The organism is Pseudoalteromonas sp. S558 (assembly GCF_005886635.1).
In the GTDB taxonomy this organism is placed as follows: domain Bacteria; phylum Pseudomonadota; class Gammaproteobacteria; order Enterobacterales; family Alteromonadaceae; genus Pseudoalteromonas; species Pseudoalteromonas aliena.
Genome location: NZ_PNDU01000163.1, coordinates 1 through 16,825, shown reverse-complemented (window position 1 = coordinate 16,825; position 16,825 = coordinate 1). Strand labels below are relative to the sequence as shown.

The following is a 16,825-nucleotide window of genomic DNA, read 5'->3' as shown; positions in this document are numbered from 1 at the left end:
AATAAATGCCAAACATGCGCTGCCCTTTGGGTTCTTTCTAGGGACGATTAACTCTTTGTTGCTCGGTTTTTACTTAGCCCACTAGGTTACAAACCTCGCGCCGCGATTAAATCGCCCCTAGATTGAACAAATTTCAATCCACAAAGGTCAACACGCCCTAGTAAGGAGGTTAGAAAAATTGTGTCGCAATTTTTTTGAGTAAATAGGTTTCACGGAGGATTGATAACCCTTGTTTCTCGCTGTTAGCCAGCGTGCGCTCATTATGTGCAATCGCATCGTTAATATTTACCCATTTAGCGGTCATACCATTTTGCTGTTCGTAATGCTCTAATTGAGCTTTACCAAATTCATCGGCAATATTGCATACATAGCAATATGATTTTATATGAATAATATCAAAATCATCTTTATACCAAGGTCGGTACTCTTCGTAGAGGCCAAAGGCTTTAACAACATTTATTTGTTGTGCGCCAGTTTCCTCATTTAGTTCGCGGATCAAACCTTGCTCAATGCTTTCGCCTTCATCCACCCCACCGCCAGGTAAGCTGTAGTCTTCATAACGATTGGTGTACATTAATAAGATTTTATTATTTTTAATAACAATGGCGCGCGCGGTCAAGCGAACAAAAGTAGTTCCTTGATCAATATTAATACCGGAATGAATTAGGGTTTTTAATTGCTGCATTTTGTATCCCATTTTTTTGAGCTCTGATTAACCTAAACTCTGGTTAAGATATTTACTAACATATTGAACCATAATGAAATTATAATTTTTTCTCTAGCCAGAGGTTTTCGGTGAAAATAAGACGAATTTACGCGTCAATAGCGAGCTTATTGCAAGTAAATTCAACGCAGCTCGCATTAAAAGTAGCTGCTTGAGATAGATTTATTATCCGCAGTTCAGGTTAATTATATCAGCTGTTTCATTCAAGCACGTTGTTGAAGTTGCAGGTAATAGAAATTAATGTGATCGTTTTTTTTCAGCATACGTAAATCTCAGGTTGGTAAAATAAGACGTTAACCCATTTAGTTTATTTAGATGAAAGCGCTTTTAAGCACACCTTCCTTTAAATTAGGTGTAAGGGTGCGTAGAATGATAAAAAAGAATAGGGATTTATCATGTTAAATATACTTTTAGTTGACGATGACGTCGAGTTTAGTGATGTTGTTTGCCATATCGTCGAATTTCTCGGCCATAATATAAACACCGCGACCAGTTTAAAAGAAGCGCATCAGTGGTTTGAAAATAATACCTTTGATCATGTTCTTCTTGATTTTATGTTACCTGACGGCAGCGGTTTACATCTTCTTGATCATTTAAAAATGATTGGACAGTCTCCAAAAATTACACTTATATCAGGGCACCCTTCAGTTAAAGGTATTTTAGCTGAAATGTGCGAGCCTAATGTTGGGCATTTATTAAAACCATTACAGCGAGAAGACTTAGAGCTGGTTTTAAGTGGTCCTAAAAAAGCAGTTAAAAAAGCCAAGTCGAGCGGTATTACTCGTCATTTTGGTGGGCTGATTGGCGAATCAGAAGCAATGCAAAAACTTTACAACATGATTGAACGTGTAGCTAAAACAAATGCGAACGTAATGCTTATGGGTGAAAGTGGTGCCGGTAAAGAGGTGGTGGCGCAAGCTATTCATAACGCAAGCCAATGTGAAGGGCCATTAGTTGCAAGTAACTGTGGTGCGCTTTCAAAAGAATTAATTGGTAGTGAATTATTTGGCCATGAAAAAGGGGCTTTTACGGGAGCAATCGCACGCAAAGAGGGCGTTTTTGAGCAATCAAATAACGGAACTTTATTTTTGGATGAAGTAACCGAAATGCCAATTGATATGCAACCAAATTTACTGCGAGTACTTGAAACTAAAAAAGTAACGCGTGTAGGCGGTAACCGAGAAATACCGACTAACTGCCGTGTTATTTCGGCGACTAACCGCACGCTTAGCGATTTAGCGCACAACAATGTTATTCGTGAAGATATTTATTTTAGGCTGGCTGTTTTTCCTATTGATATACCGCCACTGCGCGATCGCAAAGAAGACATTCCGCTTTTAGCTAAAGCATTTTTAGAGCAATTAAATGATGAAAATGGCACCGCGTTTAGCTGGACAGCGCAACAGCTAAAAGAGCTACAAAGCTATGAATGGCCTGGTAATGTACGTGAGCTTCGCCATGCAATTCATCGTGCCTTTATTATGAGTGATCCGCAAACCAGTGATATTACGCTGCCTGACAATTTAGAGTCGCCTTTTTCACGTGTTAATAATCAAGCAGCAGAAAAACAGGTATCGGCAGGGCAAACAATTGAAGAAGTTGAAAAAGAGCTCATTCATGCAACGCTCGATAAAGTGCAAGGCAATAAAACGCTTGCGGCACAAATGTTAGGTATTAGCACTAAGACACTTTATAACCGCCTTAATGCTTACGGTGGAATTGGTGAGTACAAGTAACTTAGATTTTGGTTAAACAAAAGGAAATATTATCGTGACTGAAGAAAGTAAGCAAAGCACAGCGCTTAATAAACTTGTTCATGATGCAAGAGCTCCATTGAATAGAATTTCAATGAACGCGGAGCTAATAAAATTAGTGTTAGAAAACGATATGCCCAAACAAAAGGCGATTGAAGCCTTAGATAAAATAATTTTGAACTGCCAGCAATGCAGTGAGAGTTTGCAAAATATTACTGATCATAATAACGATTAACAAATTTAACTCAGGCGTTTACACATCTATGAGCAAGCAAAAACAGCAAGGTAAAGCGAATATTACGTGGGCCGCTTTTATTGTGGTGGTATTAAGCATTATTGTAGGCAATGCTTTTTTAGCACTGAATACGATTCAAGGGTTAACGCAAACTCAAAAAAGTTTAGACAATACAAATATGCTGGCAACGGCAATAGAGAAACTGCATTTGTCTATCGTACAAGCTGAATCGGGTCAACGTGGTTATTTATTAACGGAAGAGGATGATTATTTAACGCCTTACTACGATGCGATAGGGCAGTTAGAGGAGCAAACAAATCATGTAAAATCGCTTCATTCTGAAATAGACGGCCAAGCAGATCGAATTGCCCAGTTGTTAGTACTTACAGGCAGTAAAATTAAAGAATTAAAGACCACGGTTAATCTTGCTCTTAATGACAAAGAGCGACGTGCGTTATATATACTTAATACACATAAAGGCAGAAAACTTTATAAGCAAATTCGTGAAAATGTTAATGAAATTCAAGACCGAGAACTACTCTTTAAAGTGAGTCACTTTGCGAAATTAGCAAAAATTAAAAATGAGGCAAAAATTACCTTTGCGATTACAGCAATAACAAGTGCTCTGCTTATTATTGGTATGTTTATTATGACGCGTCTTAATTTAAGAAATGCGGCCCAATATCGTTTTGAGCTTGAAAAACAAAACGAAACGTTAGCCGCTAAAGTGTCGGAGCGAACGCAAGAGCTAACACTATATTCAGATGAACTGAGTCGTAGTAATCGTGAGTTAGAGGAATTTGCTTTTGTTGCGAGCCATGATTTACAAGAGCCGCTTCGTAAAATTCAAGCATTTAGTGATCGCCTTGAAACCATGTTCAAAGATGAGTTGGGCGAAAAAGGCATCGATTATATTGGCCGCATGAAAAACGCTGCCCAGCGTATGTCTAATTTAATTAATGACTTACTTGAGTTTTCGCGTATTGCTACGCGCGGTAAAGAGTTTGCTGATACAAGTTTAAACGAAGTTGTAACCGATGTATTAAGTGATTTAGAAATCGCGATAAAAGAATCTAACGCACAAATTGATGTAGAAAATTTACCTGTTATTCAAGCAGATAAAAGTCAAATGCAGCAATTATTTTTAAACTTGCTGTCAAATGCAGTTAAATTTAGAAGAGCTGATGTGAGCCCGCATATAAAGATAAGCTATCAGCATGAAGATATTTTTAGTGCTGATCATAATACGCATTTAAGTTTTCAAATTATTACGATAACAGATAATGGCATTGGTTTTTCACAAGACTACGCCGATAAAATATTTGTTCCGTTTCAGCGCTTACATGGTCGCTCTGAGTATAAAGGTACCGGTATTGGTCTTTCAGTATGTCGGCGTATTGTAGAGCGACACGGCGGAACTATTACAGCTCAAAGTAAGGACGGTGAAGGTGCGACCTTCATTATAAAACTACCTGTGGAAGCTGCGCTTTTCACATTGCAAGGAGAGGCTTAAATGCCCTATTCAAAAGTAAAACCGATTACTATTTTAATGGCAGACGATGATGAAGATGATCGTTTGTTAACACAAGATGCCCTTGCTGAAAGCCGTGTACTTAACGACCTTCATTTTGTTGAAGACGGCGTTGAATTACTTGAATACTTAGAGCGCAGAGGAAAGTTTGCCGATAAAGCTGTGTCGCCGCGTCCTGGGCTTATATTACTAGATCTAAATATGCCAAGAATGGATGGTCGTGAAGCGCTTGAAGCAATTAAAGCAAACCCTAACCTAAAGGGAATTCCGGTTGTTATTTTAACTACGTCTAAACAAGAAGAAGATATGGTTAAGGGATACAACTTAGGGGCTGCATCTTATATTACAAAACCGGTGACGTTTGATGGCTTAGTTGAGCTAATGAAAACGTTAGGAAAGTATTGGGTAGAGTTTGTAGAGCTGCCGGCAACATTTAACGATTAATGGAGATTTTATGTTAGATAAAGTGACTCAGTTGCTGCTCGTAGAAGATGATGAAGATGATTACATACTCACCTGCGACTATTTAGAACAATTAGATTCACACACGTTTAACATTCAATGGGTTAGCTCTCCTGAGCAGGCAATTGAAACACTTAGTAAAAATGAGCATGACATTTGCCTGCTTGATTACCGCTTAGGTGCATCAAACGGATTAGATGTATTAAAGGAAGCCATTGCCAATGGCTTTAGCGGCCCGATTATTATGCTCACCGGGCAATCAAACGACGAGTTAGACTCAGCGGCACTCGATGCCGGTGCAGTCGATTATTTAATAAAAACAGAAATGAGTTCGAGCCGTTTTGCTCGCGCTATTCGCTATGCATTGGCACGAAAAGATGTAGAAGGCGAGCGAGTTGAGCGTTTAAAAGCCGAAGCCGAAAACCGCTCAAAGGACCGATTTTTAGCTCATTTGAGCCATGAACTGCGCACTCCACTGTCATCTATTTTAGGTTATACCGAATTATTAATGCAGAGCGATTTTAGTCAACAAGCAGAAAATGAGTTGGGTGTTATTTATCGAAACGGTAAACATTTATTAAGCTTATTGAACGATGTACTCGATTTATCTAAAATAGCGGCCGATAAACTCGAGCTTACCTTAAGCGAAGTTAACCTTGATAGTATGCTCGCGGATGTTTATACCTTAATGCGTGTATCAGTGCTTGATAAGGGGCTTACGCTTCGTTTTGAATCAGATAAACCACTGCCTTTAGTTGCACGACTTGACGCTACAAGAGTTCGCCAAATATTAATAAATTTAATAAATAATGCCGTTAAATTTACCGATAAAGGCGAAATTGTTATTAATGCGTGGACCCAATGGGTTGATGACCGTGAAATGCTGTTTTTTAGTATTAAAGACACGGGCATGGGGATTGCACCTGAAAAACAAAAGCTTATTTTTAAACCGTTTGAGCAAATAGCCGATGTGGAATCGCGCTCTGTTGGCGGAGCGGGTCTTGGTTTAGCAATATGCGCAGAATTATTAGCGCGTATGCATGGCGATATTAATTTACAATCTGAATTTGGCAAAGGCTCTACATTTACGATTTCGGTGTATCCTGGGGATATTAGTGAGGTAGAGCGACAAGTTCTTAACTTTAGTAGTGCGCCGCAATTACACAGTAAATTAGCTCCTTGTAAAGTAAGTGGCCGTGTATTGGTTGTTGATGATTTACGTGATTTACGCATGCTAGTAGGGCACATGATCAGCTCTTGCGGTGCGAGGGTTGATTATGCAGAGCATGGTCAGCAAGCACTTGAAAAAGTGCGTATCGCGGATGCGTATAAAGCGCCTTATGATATTATTTTTATTGATATTCATATGCCTGTAATGGGCGGCAAGGAAGCTACTATAGAGCTTAGAAAAATGGGTTATAAAGGCCCAATAATCGCGCTGACGGCTGCAACAATGAAAGGGATACATGAGGAGCTGGCAGCACTTGGTTTTAATGATGTAATACCAAAGCCGGTTGATAGTGCTGCTTTATATCAATGTTTACAAGATTACTTAATAGCGCCAGAGCACGCGCCTAAAGCTAAAGATATAAACAGTGATAAAAGCTTAACAGAAAAAAAGCAGCGTTTTTTACTTGTTGAAGATGACCATGATGCAGCGCAAATAACACAGTTGCTTTTAGAAAGTTTAGGAGTGGAAACCGTGATAGCGTCGAGTTGCGCGCAATGTTTACAAATACTCAATCACGATCAGCAATTTAATAAAGTATTACTCGACATGCATTTACCTGATGGGCGAGGGGTTGATTTAGGCCAGCAAATTAATAAGCGTTACCCTGAGTTACGTTTAGTAATTGTAAGTGGTGCAGAGCCTGATCCTAAAGAGATAAAAGATTTAAATATTGACAGAGTTTTACTAAAACCTATTAATTTAAGCTTGTTAGAAACGCTTATTAGCTCATAACTGAGATGTTATTTATATGCATTCAATAAAGTTAGTATCTGAAGAATTAACACCATCAAAAGTAGTTTGTGTTGGTCGAAATTACACTGCGCACATTGCGGAGTTAAATAATGAAACGCCAGATCAAATGGTGCTATTTAATAAGCCAAATAGTGCAATTACCACGCTATTAAATTCGGCTCATAACGGCGATACCCTGCACTATGAAACAGAGCTATGTTTTGTTGTAAAAAATAAAAAGTTTGTAGGTGTTGGGTTAGGCCTTGATTTAACTAAGCGTACATTACAAAGTAAATTAAAAAATAAAGGACTCCCTTGGGAGCGAGCTAAAGCATTTGACGGTTCAGTTATTTTAACTGATTTTATAGAGTTAACAGATGCAATGCAGCATTTTACGTTTGAACTTAAAATTAATAATGTTGTTATTCAGCAAGGGGATACTCATTTTATGTTACATAACCCTGAATCTATTTTACAAAACATCAGCGAGTTTATGAGCTTAGAAGATGGCGATGTGATCATGACAGGCACACCTTCCGGTGCAGGGGAGGTAACCGCGAAAAGTATTTTTGCTGTCGCGCTTTATGCCAATGATCAGTGTTTACTAGAGCATCACTGGCAAGCAAGTTAAATAGGTAACTAAACAGATAATTAAATACCATTTAATTATCTGTTTTAAATCAGCAAACACGCCCTAATACGGCATCGGATTATTTCTAAAAATAGTATCAATGTCAGTTAGCACGTCATCACTTAGCGTAATATCAAATGCATCAATATCTTCTTTTAATTGCGCCATACTTGTTGCACCAATAATAGACGACGTCACACCGTCTACTTGATTACACCATGCGAGTGCAAGCTGTGCTGGCGTTATATTATTAGCATGCGCCAGCTCAACATATTGTTTAGTCGCTTGTTCTGCGTTTGGTGTATCTCTAAAAATACCGTTACGCTGCATAAAGGTCCAGCGAGAACCTTCTGGGCGAGCACCATTTAAGTATTTACCTGTTAATAAACCAGCGGCTAAAGGTGACCATGGTAAGTAAGCAATATCCTCATGCACACATTGCTCAATTAAATAGGGCCAATCTTTGGTATGCGCTAAGCTAAACTCGTTCTGAATAGATACCATACGAGGCAAATTATGCTCTTTTGCCAAGTTTAAAAATTGGCTTATCCCCCAAGGTGTGTCGTCAGATAAACCGCAGTGTTTAATTTTTCCGGCTTTTACGCAGTCGTTTAAACCTTCTAAAATATCCAGCATGCCAGCTTGATGTTCTTGTGTATTTACGTTTGTAAATTTAAGCATACCAGGCCATTGCCTACTAAAATGAGGCGTAGAGCGATTGGGCCAATGTAGCTGATATAAATCAATATAGTCTGTTTGTAAGCGTTTAAGTGACTCATCAACAGCTTCAATAACCGATTGACGAGTAATATTACCGCCGCCTCTCACCCACGATAAGCCATTTCCCGCTATTTTTGTGGCGAGAATTATATCGCTACGTTTTTGCTGATTACGTGAAAACCAGTCGCCAATAATTTGCTCTGTTTTTCCATATGTATCGGGGGAGGGCGGCACCGCATACATTTCGGCGGTATCAATAAAATTTACGCCCTTAGAAAGTGCGTAAGCTATTTGTTCATCGGCATCGCGCTGAGTATTTTGTAAACCCCAAGTCATACTGCCTAAACACACTCGAGATACGTCTACACCACTGCTACCAAGTGGACTATATTGCATAAAACTTCCTTAGTTATTAGGTTGAGCATGGGTGGTTAGAGCTGATAAAAGAGGCTCAGTAATTAGCGCTTTTTGCCCTGTTGTAAAGTCAAACATAACCACTTTTGAATTACCCGTTGTGGTTATCGTATTTTGTGCATGGCTAAATACAGTGTAATTCATCATAAAGCGATCTTCTTTAATGTCAGTGATGGTAACACCGACAGTAAGTGTATCTGGAAAAGTAACAGGGCGTTTATAGCGCACATTGTTTTCGCTTATAACTGGACCAGTACCGCTTGGGGTGATTGTATCAAATAGGTTTATTTTATTTAAAAAGTCTATTCGAGCTATTTCAAAATAACGTAAGTAAACCACGTTATTAACGTGTTGAAGGGCATCCATGTCAGCCCAAGCTACGGTAATATCAGTATGAATAGGATATTGATCTTTAAACGTTTGCATAAACTTATGGCTCTTAATTTTAAAGCACTTAGGTTATCAATATGAAGTTATGACCTCAAGGTAATTAATATGGCATTTTTTAGCTAATCATTGTGCCTATTTAAATTAAGGTCTACAGTTATGTTATATAAATAGGAGAAACGCATATGCAACAAGTAGTTAATTGGGTTCTAGCATGTTTAATTTTTATTATGTCGTTTATTTGTTATGCAATGGGAAATCTCTCGGGAGGAGTGTGTTTACTTGTCGCAGGGTTTTTACTTGAATTTGCTTTTTGGCTGTATTGCTTTAAAAAAACGAGGCGATTTAAGCAGTCATTTTAGATTAGCTAGGCGCTTGCATATTAAAAGTGTTTGCATAATAATGACTGTATAAATAAACAGTTATTTTGTGGCGATGAAAAAGTTTATTCACATAGATATGGATTGTTTTTACGCCGCAGTAGAAATGCGCGACAATCCTGAGCTTGCTAATGTACCGTTGGCAATCGGCGGTAATAGCCGGCGAGGTGTACTTTCAACCGCTAATTACCTTGCTAGAGAATATGGTGTACGCTCTGCCATGTCTAATTACCATGCGAAACAATTATGCCCCGATTTAGTGATTGTACCCGGACGTATGGCTGTTTATAAAGAAGCCTCAAACCAAATACGCGAAGTATTTAACCACTACACAGATTTAATTGAGCCACTTTCCCTTGATGAAGCTTACCTTGATGTAACAAATAGTGCCGCCTGTAAAGGCAGTGCTACGCTTATTGCACAACAAATAAGAGCCGATATTTACAATGCAACTGGGCTGACTGCATCAGCAGGGATTGCGCCTATTAAGTTTATTGCCAAAATAGCGAGTGACGAAAATAAGCCCAACGGGCAATTTGTAGTGTTACCCAATGAAGTTGATGGTTTTTTAGCGCAGTTACCACTGGGTAAAATTCCTGGGGTGGGGAAAGTGACGCTCGAAAAACTCAATTTAAAAGGGTTATACACCGGCAAAGATGTGCGCGAAAAAGGCGTAAATTGGATGCAGCAGCATGTAGGTAACTTTGGTGTTTCTCTTTATCAAAAGTGTGCGGGTGAATATGTTGGTAAAGTCTCTACCAATCGAATTAGAAAATCGTTAAGTGTTGAGCATACTTATGAATACAATAAAAACAGCTTACAAGAATGCCTAGAGCAACTCCCTAAGTTGTTAGAGGAGCTGAAGGTACGTTTAGATAAACAACAATTACAAAACAGAATTAATAAACTGAGCGTTAAAGTTAAATTTGCCAATTTTGTAGTGACTTCTGCGGATCAGGCATACCATCAATTAAACACTGAAATTTTTACTCAGTTACTAACTAAAGCTTATCAACGAGGTGTGCAGCAGCCTGTAAGGCTTTTAGGTCTTGGCGTGGGTATAAAAAACCAGCCAGAGCATAATTTACAGCTTAGTATTCTCGATTAAGTGGCAAAGCCTGTAACTGCAAGTTGCCAATAAACAAGCAATTAAACTAAATGCTTGTCGCAGCTTGCTGGTCTTCAATATTTAAATCGACGATAATAGAGGCTTATGTTTTTTAACAGGACCTTTATTTATGGCATATCCACAAGCCGTGTTGGCTCAGCCAGTAAGTGCTAGCCTTGAATGTACATCTCATGATGCATTAATCATTATCAGTGATGATTTTTCTCAATTACCAAACAATCCACTACGAGATGCAGTTTTAGCACAATCAAAAGTTGATTCTCGTATTGGTAAGCAAATTACTTTATTAGTAATTGAAAATAAAAGAGTGATTCTTGCGCCAACGGGTCCTTTAAATAGAGATTACGACGACGTACGCCGTTATTTTGATGCTGCTAAACTTGCAATTAACGAAGCCAAGGCGTCGGGCAGTGTTAATCCTGCATTATTTTTACCAAATTTAAATGCTGATAGCCGTTACCAACATGCGCTGGAAGTTGCTTATTTAGGTGCTTGCCAAGCATTGTGGCAGCCGTTAGAAGCGCGTGAGTTTCATGGAGAGAGTATTGAACCTATAACAAATATCGGTTTAGTTGGCGCAAATGAGCAAACAATTAAAGCTGTTAATGCAATTGCAGCAGGTCAATACGCTGCACGTGATTTGTGTGGTACTGAGCCTGAGCGTATGGCTCCACCTCGCTTTGCTGATTACTGCGTTGATTTATTTAAAGGCTCAAATATTGCCGTTGACGTGATTGATGATATTGCAGCGATTGATAAAAATTACCCAATGTTAAGCACTGTTGCTCGTGCATCGTATGCTGTAGAGCGCCATCATCCACGCGTTGTTAAGCTTGAATATGTACCAAGTGGCGAAGTTACTCGCACACTTATGTTTGTTGGTAAAGGCCTAGTGTATGACACAGGTGGTGCCGATTTAAAAGTAGGTGGTTATATGGCAGGTATGAGCCGCGATAAAGGTGGCGCAGCATCTGTTGCGGGCTTTATGAAAGCCGTTGCTGATTTTCAGCCTAAAGGCGTTAAAGTCATCGCTTATTTAGCCGTTGTTCGTAATTCTATTGGTTCGGATTGTTTTGTACCAGATGAAATTATCACTAGCCGCGAAGGTATACGTGTACGTATTGGTAATACCGATGCAGAAGGGCGCTTAGCAATGGGCGACTTACTTAGTGAAATGAAAGATTTGGCTAAGGGGGAAATCAATCCAACGCTATTTACTGTGGCTACATTAACAGGCCATGCAGCTCGTGCAATGGGGCCTTATGGAGCTTATGTTGAAAATGGTCCTGCTCGTAGCGCTGGTATTTCACGTCAAATAGCTGACTGTGGTGACCTATGGGCCGATGGCGCAGAAGTATCGCGCTCACGCCGTGAAGATTACGACTTTATCAAACCGCGTACACTTGCTGACGATGTACTCTCTAGTAATAACGCAGCGTCTGCGGTTACTGCGCGTGGGCATCAATTCCCGATGGCATTTATGGCTATTGTTGGCGGATTAGATAAGCACGGTAACGACTCTGAACAACCTCTACCTTATGTACATATGGATATTGCGGGTAGCGGTGTTGAAGGTGGTGATTGGCAGCACGGTAAACCAACGGCTGCATCAGTTACGAGCTTATTTGCTCTTTATTGTTTGTAGTTGTAAACCAGCTTTAATTTAGCACGTAAAAAAGCCCTGTTTTCAGGGCTTTTTATTATTTCAAAATCAATCTAACTTAAATCGTTTAACAACAGTTGATAGCGATATGCTACTTTGTTTTAGCTTATTACTAGCGCCTGTTAGCTGTTTGGTATTATCAAGCGATTGGCTTGTTGAATGGGATAAGTCGTTAATACGTAAATTAACCTCATCGGCGGCTTGTGTTTGTTGCTCTGTAGCGCGTGCTATCTGGCTATTCATTTCAGTGATCACTGATACCAGTCTTTCTATTTCATCTAGTGAAGTATTTGCTGACGATGCTTGCTCAACCGTTGACAGTGAAAGCGTTTGGCTTGATTTTACAGCTTCTACAGCGGCTTTAGCACCTTCTTGTAATTTTGTTATCATTGTTTGAATTTCATCAGTGCTTTGCCCTGTGCGACTCGCCAGTGTTCGTACCTCATCGGCAACAACAGCAAAACCTCGACCGTGTTCGCCCGCACGTGCAGCCTCTATTGCAGCATTAAGTGCCAACAGGTTTGTTTGCTCCGAAATGCTTCGAATCACATCAAGGACCGAACCTATATTATTACTTTCGTTTGCTAAATCCTCTGTCACGCGGCTAACGGTTTCTATATTAGTCGAAAGAGTTTTTATTGCGGTAATCGTTTTTGCCACCACACTTTTACCTGTTGATGCATTATGAGCAGCCTCATTTGCAGCTTGTTCAGCAGCTTCAGCATTACGGCTCACATCGTGTATTTGGTGAGTCATTTGCTCCATAGCGGCAGCGACTTGCGTTGAGCTATCGTTTTGAAGCTCAATAAACGAATGACTCGTTTTACTTGATTCGTCAACAGTATGTGCATGCTCGCTTACATCGTATGCACTTTGCGAAACATGAATAAGCGACTCTCGCATTTTCAATATAAATAAGTTAAAAGAGTGAGATAACTCTGAAATTTCGTCATTACCAGACTCATTTAGCGTACGTGTTAAATCGCCTTCTCCTTGTGAAATATCTTTCATCATATCGGCAGCTAAGCGGGTTGGAGTTAAAATACTCTTACCTATAAAGTAGCTAAGTAAAATAACCGCAGTAATCATAATGATTGCACTGATGACAATTAGATTACGTTGTTCGCTAAATGCCTCATCAATCGAATCAAGGTACACACCCGAGCCAATGATCCATTGCCATTGGTCAAACCCTTTTACAAACGCAATTTTATCAACTGGCTGCTCTTTTCCTGGTTTTGGCCATTTATACGGTATAAAACCTTCACCATCGCGCTTAACTATATTAACCATATCAACAAATAGTGTTTTACCGTCGGGGTCTTTATTATTTGTTAAGTTTTTACCATCTAGAGCCGGTTTAATAGGATGCATTACCATATTTGGTTGGTAATCGTTTATCCAAAAGTAGTTGGTTTTGTCGTACCGAAGTGCACTAATTGTATGTAATGCTTGTGACTGTGCTTGTTGTTGAGTGAGTTCATTATTCTTCTCAAGCGTATAAAAGTGCTCAATAATGCTGTAAGCCGTTTCGACTACATTTTGTGTTTTGATATGTTGTTCGTTTTTAAGTGAACTATATTGATGAGTTAAGCTTGATATACTCAATACAATAAGTCCAATTACCACAACACCTACTAATAAATAAAAGCGTTGAAATATACTAAAGCGGCGTAGGTTGGGCATACATTCATCCTCGATAAGTGCGCACTGCAAGTGCATATAATAAGCATAGCTAAAAAGAAAGTTAAATCTATGCTTAGCGCTCTATAAGACAAAAAAAAGGCTGATTTATCAATCAGCCTTTAGTCTACTTTTCAAATCTTCCAGTTATTCAACATCAAAATGACGATTAAAGAAGTTTGTAATAGTTTTATGTAAATGTGTTTGCACTTGCTTACCGCGTAAGCTGTGTTTAGAGCCTGGGTAGGTCATCATTTCAAACTGCTTTTCGTTATCTTGCAATTGTTTAAATAGCTTTGTGGCATGGGTAAATAAAACGTTATCGTCAGCCATACCGTGGTAGATCATTAATGGGCCTTTTAAGCCGTCTGTATATGGAAAAACAGCACTGGCTTCATAGCCTTTTGCGTTTGTGTCAGGGTGTCCTAAATAGCGCTCAGTGTAGTGCGTATCATACAATGCCCAATCGGTTACTGGAGCACCCGATACGCCGGCTTTAAAGTAATCGCCCGCTTTAAACATTGTCATAAGCGCCATGTAACCACCGTAACTATGACCATATATGCCAATCCGTTCTGGATCTACATAGTCAAGTGTACGTAAAAACTCTACGCCTTTAATTTGATCGGCAACTTCCACTACACCTAAGTGTTTATAAATCGCATCTTCAAACTTTTTACCACGGTTGTACGAACCACGGTTATCAAGTTGAAAAATTACATAACCTTGCTGCGCCATGTACTGAAAGTACAAGTTTTTATTGCGCCAGCTATTCGTCACTCGTTGGGCATGCGGGCCGCCGTATACGTTAACAATAACAGGGTGTTTTTTACCATCAGTGATGTTGCTAGGCTTAAATAAACGGTAATGCATAACTTGGCCATCATCGGCTTTAATTGTGCCGTATTCTGGTTTTGTTAAATCGTTTAAATAAGGGGTAAGCGGGTGGTTGCTATCAAGCTTATTTTCTTCAAGCCATGTAATAAATTCGCCGTTTACTTTGCGAAGCGCTGTAGAGTTTGGTTTATTATCAGACGAGCTATTATCGATAAAGGTTTTGCTGTCTTTTGCGAACACAACATTATGGTACTGACCTTTTTCGGTGATACGTTTTGTATTACCTTTTTTAAATAAAGAGGCGCTGTATAAGTGGCTTTCAAGAGGCGTGTCTTTACGAGCAGCAAAGTAAACAATACCTTTGTTTTCATCAATGCCTTTTAAGCTATCAACAGCCCAATCACCAGAGGTAATTTGGCGAACAAGTTGACCGTTTGTGCGATACAGGTATAAGTGTTTAAAACCGTTGCGCTCAGACGCCCATACAAAGTGTTTTTTGTCCTTTAAGAATTCAAGGTCAAAATGTAGGTTAATCCACGTTTCGCTATTTTCGGTCAGTGCTACTTTTTGTGTTTTAGTTTCGCTGTTATAAAAACGAAGCTCTAATTTATGTTGCGAGCGGTTTTGCCATTGGTACGACAATGTATTGCCGTCTTTTAGCCATTTGGCACGTGCAATATAAATGTCTTCGTCTTTACCTAAATCAATCCAATCTACTTGTTGATCGTTTAGCTTAACAACACCAAGTTGAATTTTTACGTTATCGGTACCTGTAAACGGGTAGCGTTGATTGAATAATTTAACTTCGTCAGCGTAAATTTCGTTACGGATAGCTTCTTTTACGGGTGTTTCATCAACACGGGTATAAGCAATTTTAGTTTCGTCCCCAGACCACCAGTAGCCCGTCATACGGCTCATTTCTTCTTGTGCAACAAATTCGGCCATGCCGTTTTTAATTACACCGCCGCCATCTTTACTAAGCTGAATTTCTTTACCTGAATCAAGCTCTAAAGCGAATAGGTTTTGCTCACGAATAAACGAAATATAATTCCCTTTAGGTGAAAAGCGTGCATCGGTTTCAAATGTTTCAGTATCGGTTAGCTTTTTACTTTTAGCAGAGGCTAAATCGTAATAGTAAAGGTCGCCGTTCAGTGGAAATAAAAGTGCGCTGCCATCTTTAGACCATTTATATTCAAGTATGCCTTTACCAAAAATACGTTGGCGTTCGCGGCGTGCTTTTTCTTCATCTGATAAGTTTTCTGGGCCTGAAAATAACTTTGCCGAATCAACCAATATACGGTTAGTGTTATCTTTTAGGTTGTATTCCCATAAGTCATAGCGGTTATAGTCATCGCTCTTACCTTGTAAATAAGTTACGCGGTTACCATCAGGAGAAAATTTAAGTTGTACAGGGGATTTACCCGACAAGCTCGGATCGTCAAAAATACGCTCCAGCGATAAAGGTTTTGCTTGAACACTAATAGCGCCAACTATTAGTGGCAGAGCCAGTGAAAGATGTTTTATTTTTTTTAGCACAAGGTTGCCTTAGCTTATTATAAATAGTGCTTTGAATGGTAAAGCCAAGCGTGTGCAACTGCAACTAAATGCTATAAAGTAGCCATTATTAAAGACTAAGTAGGACATAACCATGACTAACCCTGTATTCGAATTAGCGCCGGAGCTTAAACGTGATTGTATCGAGCTTGCCAACTGGCCATTGTGTAAAGTGCTTTTATTAAACGACAGCCAGTACCCATGGTTTGTATTAGTGCCTAGGCAGCCTAATTTAAAAGAGATTATTGATTTATCTGAAGCTGATCAAATTGTGTATTTAAAAGAGTCAGCAAAACTAAGTAAGCTACTAATAAAAGTTTTTAACCCCGATAAGCTAAATGTAGCGGCTTTGGGTAATATGGTGCCGCAATTACATATTCATCACATAGCACGTTTTAAAAGCGATAAGGCATGGCCCGCGCCTGTGTGGGGCAAATTTTCTGCTATCCCTTATACTGATGAGCAAATAGAGAAATTAAAAACCTATTTTTAATAGCGGTTAATAATATAAATGAGGAATAAAATGAAGCTAATCAATCAACTTTGTACGGGTTTATTTATTGTCGCGTTATCAGGTGGGTACTTTGCTGTTGCAACCGAGCAGCCAGTTAACGCTGAAATTATTAAAAAGACAGCTATAAAAAATTTAGTCGAGCATAGCAATCATGTTTACTCGGCGGCACAATCTAGGGCGTGTTGGCCTTTGTAGATTGAAATTTGTTCAAACTAGGGACGATTTAATCGCGGCGCGAGGTTTG

The 16,825-nt window shown here is 39.3% G+C and carries 15 protein-coding genes; 10 read left to right on the top strand and 5 right to left on the bottom strand.

Features of this window, described 5'->3' with window-relative positions; translation table 11 throughout:
- Nucleotides 1-169 precede the first annotated feature (169 nt).
- The gene (locus tag CWB66_RS12540; protein ID WP_077535919.1) at nucleotides 170-685 is read right to left on the bottom strand and encodes an NUDIX hydrolase; all 516 of its coding nucleotides are present in this window, start codon (nucleotides 683-685) and stop codon (nucleotides 170-172) included.
- A 434-nt stretch (nucleotides 686-1,119) separates the two neighbouring features.
- Between CWB66_RS12540 and CWB66_RS12535 the strand changes: the two genes are divergently transcribed.
- The 6 genes from CWB66_RS12535 to CWB66_RS12510 are packed head-to-tail and all read left to right on the top strand — an operon-like array spanning nucleotide 1,120 to nucleotide 7,300.
- Entirely contained in the window at nucleotides 1,120-2,460 is a 1,341-nt protein-coding gene (locus tag CWB66_RS12535; protein WP_138585653.1) for a sigma-54-dependent transcriptional regulator, read from the top strand.
- Nucleotides 2,461-2,494: 34 nt separating this feature from the next.
- Complete coding sequence (locus tag CWB66_RS12530; protein ID WP_138585652.1) at nucleotides 2,495-2,713, top strand: histidine kinase; 219 nt, start codon at nucleotides 2,495-2,497, stop codon at nucleotides 2,711-2,713.
- A gap of 28 nt (nucleotides 2,714-2,741) precedes the next feature.
- The gene (locus tag CWB66_RS12525; RefSeq protein WP_138585651.1) at nucleotides 2,742-4,226 is read left to right on the top strand and encodes a sensor histidine kinase; all 1,485 of its coding nucleotides are present in this window, start codon (nucleotides 2,742-2,744) and stop codon (nucleotides 4,224-4,226) included.
- On the top strand, nucleotides 4,227-4,688 hold the full coding sequence (locus CWB66_RS12520; RefSeq protein WP_077535915.1) for a response regulator: 462 nt from the start codon (nucleotides 4,227-4,229) through the stop codon (nucleotides 4,686-4,688).
- 10 nt (nucleotides 4,689-4,698) lie between these two features.
- Nucleotides 4,699-6,669 (top strand): hybrid sensor histidine kinase/response regulator, encoded by a 1,971-nt coding sequence (locus CWB66_RS12515; protein WP_138585650.1) that lies wholly within the window; start codon nucleotides 4,699-4,701, stop codon nucleotides 6,667-6,669.
- A gap of 16 nt (nucleotides 6,670-6,685) precedes the next feature.
- Nucleotides 6,686-7,300, top strand: a complete 615-nt coding sequence (locus CWB66_RS12510; protein ID WP_138585649.1) for a fumarylacetoacetate hydrolase family protein — start codon at nucleotides 6,686-6,688, stop codon at nucleotides 7,298-7,300.
- Between the two features lie 63 nt (nucleotides 7,301-7,363).
- Here the strand turns inward: CWB66_RS12510 and CWB66_RS12505 are convergent, their stop codons facing one another.
- A complete protein-coding gene (locus tag CWB66_RS12505; RefSeq protein WP_138585648.1) occupies nucleotides 7,364-8,416 on the bottom strand; it encodes an aldo/keto reductase in 1,053 nt (350 codons plus the stop codon).
- Between the two features lie 9 nt (nucleotides 8,417-8,425).
- Nucleotides 8,426-8,860: an acyl-CoA thioesterase gene (locus CWB66_RS12500; protein WP_138585647.1), complete on the bottom strand. Its 435-nt coding sequence runs from the start codon at nucleotides 8,858-8,860 to the stop codon at nucleotides 8,426-8,428.
- Nucleotides 8,861-9,256: 396 nt separating this feature from the next.
- On the opposite strand from CWB66_RS12500, the gene dinB reads away from it, so the two are divergent.
- Nucleotides 9,257-10,309: a DNA polymerase IV gene (dinB, locus tag CWB66_RS12495; protein WP_138585646.1), complete on the top strand. Its 1,053-nt coding sequence runs from the start codon at nucleotides 9,257-9,259 to the stop codon at nucleotides 10,307-10,309.
- A 130-nt stretch (nucleotides 10,310-10,439) separates the two neighbouring features.
- The gene (locus CWB66_RS12490; protein WP_138585645.1) at nucleotides 10,440-11,975 is read left to right on the top strand and encodes a M17 family metallopeptidase; all 1,536 of its coding nucleotides are present in this window, start codon (nucleotides 10,440-10,442) and stop codon (nucleotides 11,973-11,975) included.
- 66 nt (nucleotides 11,976-12,041) lie between these two features.
- Here the strand turns inward: CWB66_RS12490 and CWB66_RS12485 are convergent, their stop codons facing one another.
- Both CWB66_RS12485 and CWB66_RS12480 read right to left on the bottom strand, forming a co-directional pair.
- The gene (locus CWB66_RS12485) at nucleotides 12,042-13,679 is read right to left on the bottom strand and encodes a methyl-accepting chemotaxis protein (RefSeq protein WP_077535908.1); all 1,638 of its coding nucleotides are present in this window, start codon (nucleotides 13,677-13,679) and stop codon (nucleotides 12,042-12,044) included.
- A gap of 144 nt (nucleotides 13,680-13,823) precedes the next feature.
- A complete protein-coding gene (locus CWB66_RS12480) occupies nucleotides 13,824-16,049 on the bottom strand; it encodes a S9 family peptidase (protein WP_138585644.1) in 2,226 nt (741 codons plus the stop codon).
- A 112-nt stretch (nucleotides 16,050-16,161) separates the two neighbouring features.
- Here CWB66_RS12480 and CWB66_RS12475 point away from each other — a divergent pair, with 112 nt between their 5' ends.
- Both CWB66_RS12475 and CWB66_RS12470 read left to right on the top strand, forming a co-directional pair.
- A complete protein-coding gene (locus CWB66_RS12475) occupies nucleotides 16,162-16,560 on the top strand; it encodes an HIT domain-containing protein (RefSeq protein WP_077535906.1) in 399 nt (132 codons plus the stop codon).
- Between the two features lie 30 nt (nucleotides 16,561-16,590).
- The gene (locus CWB66_RS12470) at nucleotides 16,591-16,776 is read left to right on the top strand and encodes a hypothetical protein (protein ID WP_138585643.1); all 186 of its coding nucleotides are present in this window, start codon (nucleotides 16,591-16,593) and stop codon (nucleotides 16,774-16,776) included.
- Nucleotides 16,777-16,825: the final 49 nt, after the last annotated feature.

What these genes read in the sequence shown, in the direction of transcription:
- CWB66_RS12540 (WP_077535919.1), bottom strand. Translation starts at nt 685, where the DNA reads ATGCAGCAATTAAAAACCCTAATTCATTCCGGTATTAATATTGATCAA.
- CWB66_RS12535 (WP_138585653.1), top strand. Translation starts at nt 1,120, where the DNA reads ATGTTAAATATACTTTTAGTTGACGATGACGTCGAGTTTAGTGATGTT.
- CWB66_RS12525 (WP_138585651.1), top strand. Translation starts at nt 2,742, where the DNA reads ATGAGCAAGCAAAAACAGCAAGGTAAAGCGAATATTACGTGGGCCGCT.
- CWB66_RS12520 (WP_077535915.1), top strand. Translation starts at nt 4,227, where the DNA reads ATGCCCTATTCAAAAGTAAAACCGATTACTATTTTAATGGCAGACGAT.
- CWB66_RS12515 (WP_138585650.1), top strand. Translation starts at nt 4,699, where the DNA reads ATGTTAGATAAAGTGACTCAGTTGCTGCTCGTAGAAGATGATGAAGAT.
- CWB66_RS12510 (WP_138585649.1), top strand. Translation starts at nt 6,686, where the DNA reads ATGCATTCAATAAAGTTAGTATCTGAAGAATTAACACCATCAAAAGTA.
- CWB66_RS12505 (WP_138585648.1), bottom strand. Translation starts at nt 8,416, where the DNA reads ATGCAATATAGTCCACTTGGTAGCAGTGGTGTAGACGTATCTCGAGTG.
- CWB66_RS12500 (WP_138585647.1), bottom strand. Translation starts at nt 8,860, where the DNA reads ATGCAAACGTTTAAAGATCAATATCCTATTCATACTGATATTACCGTA.
- dinB (WP_138585646.1), top strand. Translation starts at nt 9,257, where the DNA reads ATGAAAAAGTTTATTCACATAGATATGGATTGTTTTTACGCCGCAGTA.
- CWB66_RS12490 (WP_138585645.1), top strand. Translation starts at nt 10,440, where the DNA reads ATGGCATATCCACAAGCCGTGTTGGCTCAGCCAGTAAGTGCTAGCCTT.
- CWB66_RS12485 (WP_077535908.1), bottom strand. Translation starts at nt 13,679, where the DNA reads ATGCCCAACCTACGCCGCTTTAGTATATTTCAACGCTTTTATTTATTA.
- CWB66_RS12475 (WP_077535906.1), top strand. Translation starts at nt 16,162, where the DNA reads ATGACTAACCCTGTATTCGAATTAGCGCCGGAGCTTAAACGTGATTGT.
- CWB66_RS12470 (WP_138585643.1), top strand. Translation starts at nt 16,591, where the DNA reads ATGAAGCTAATCAATCAACTTTGTACGGGTTTATTTATTGTCGCGTTA.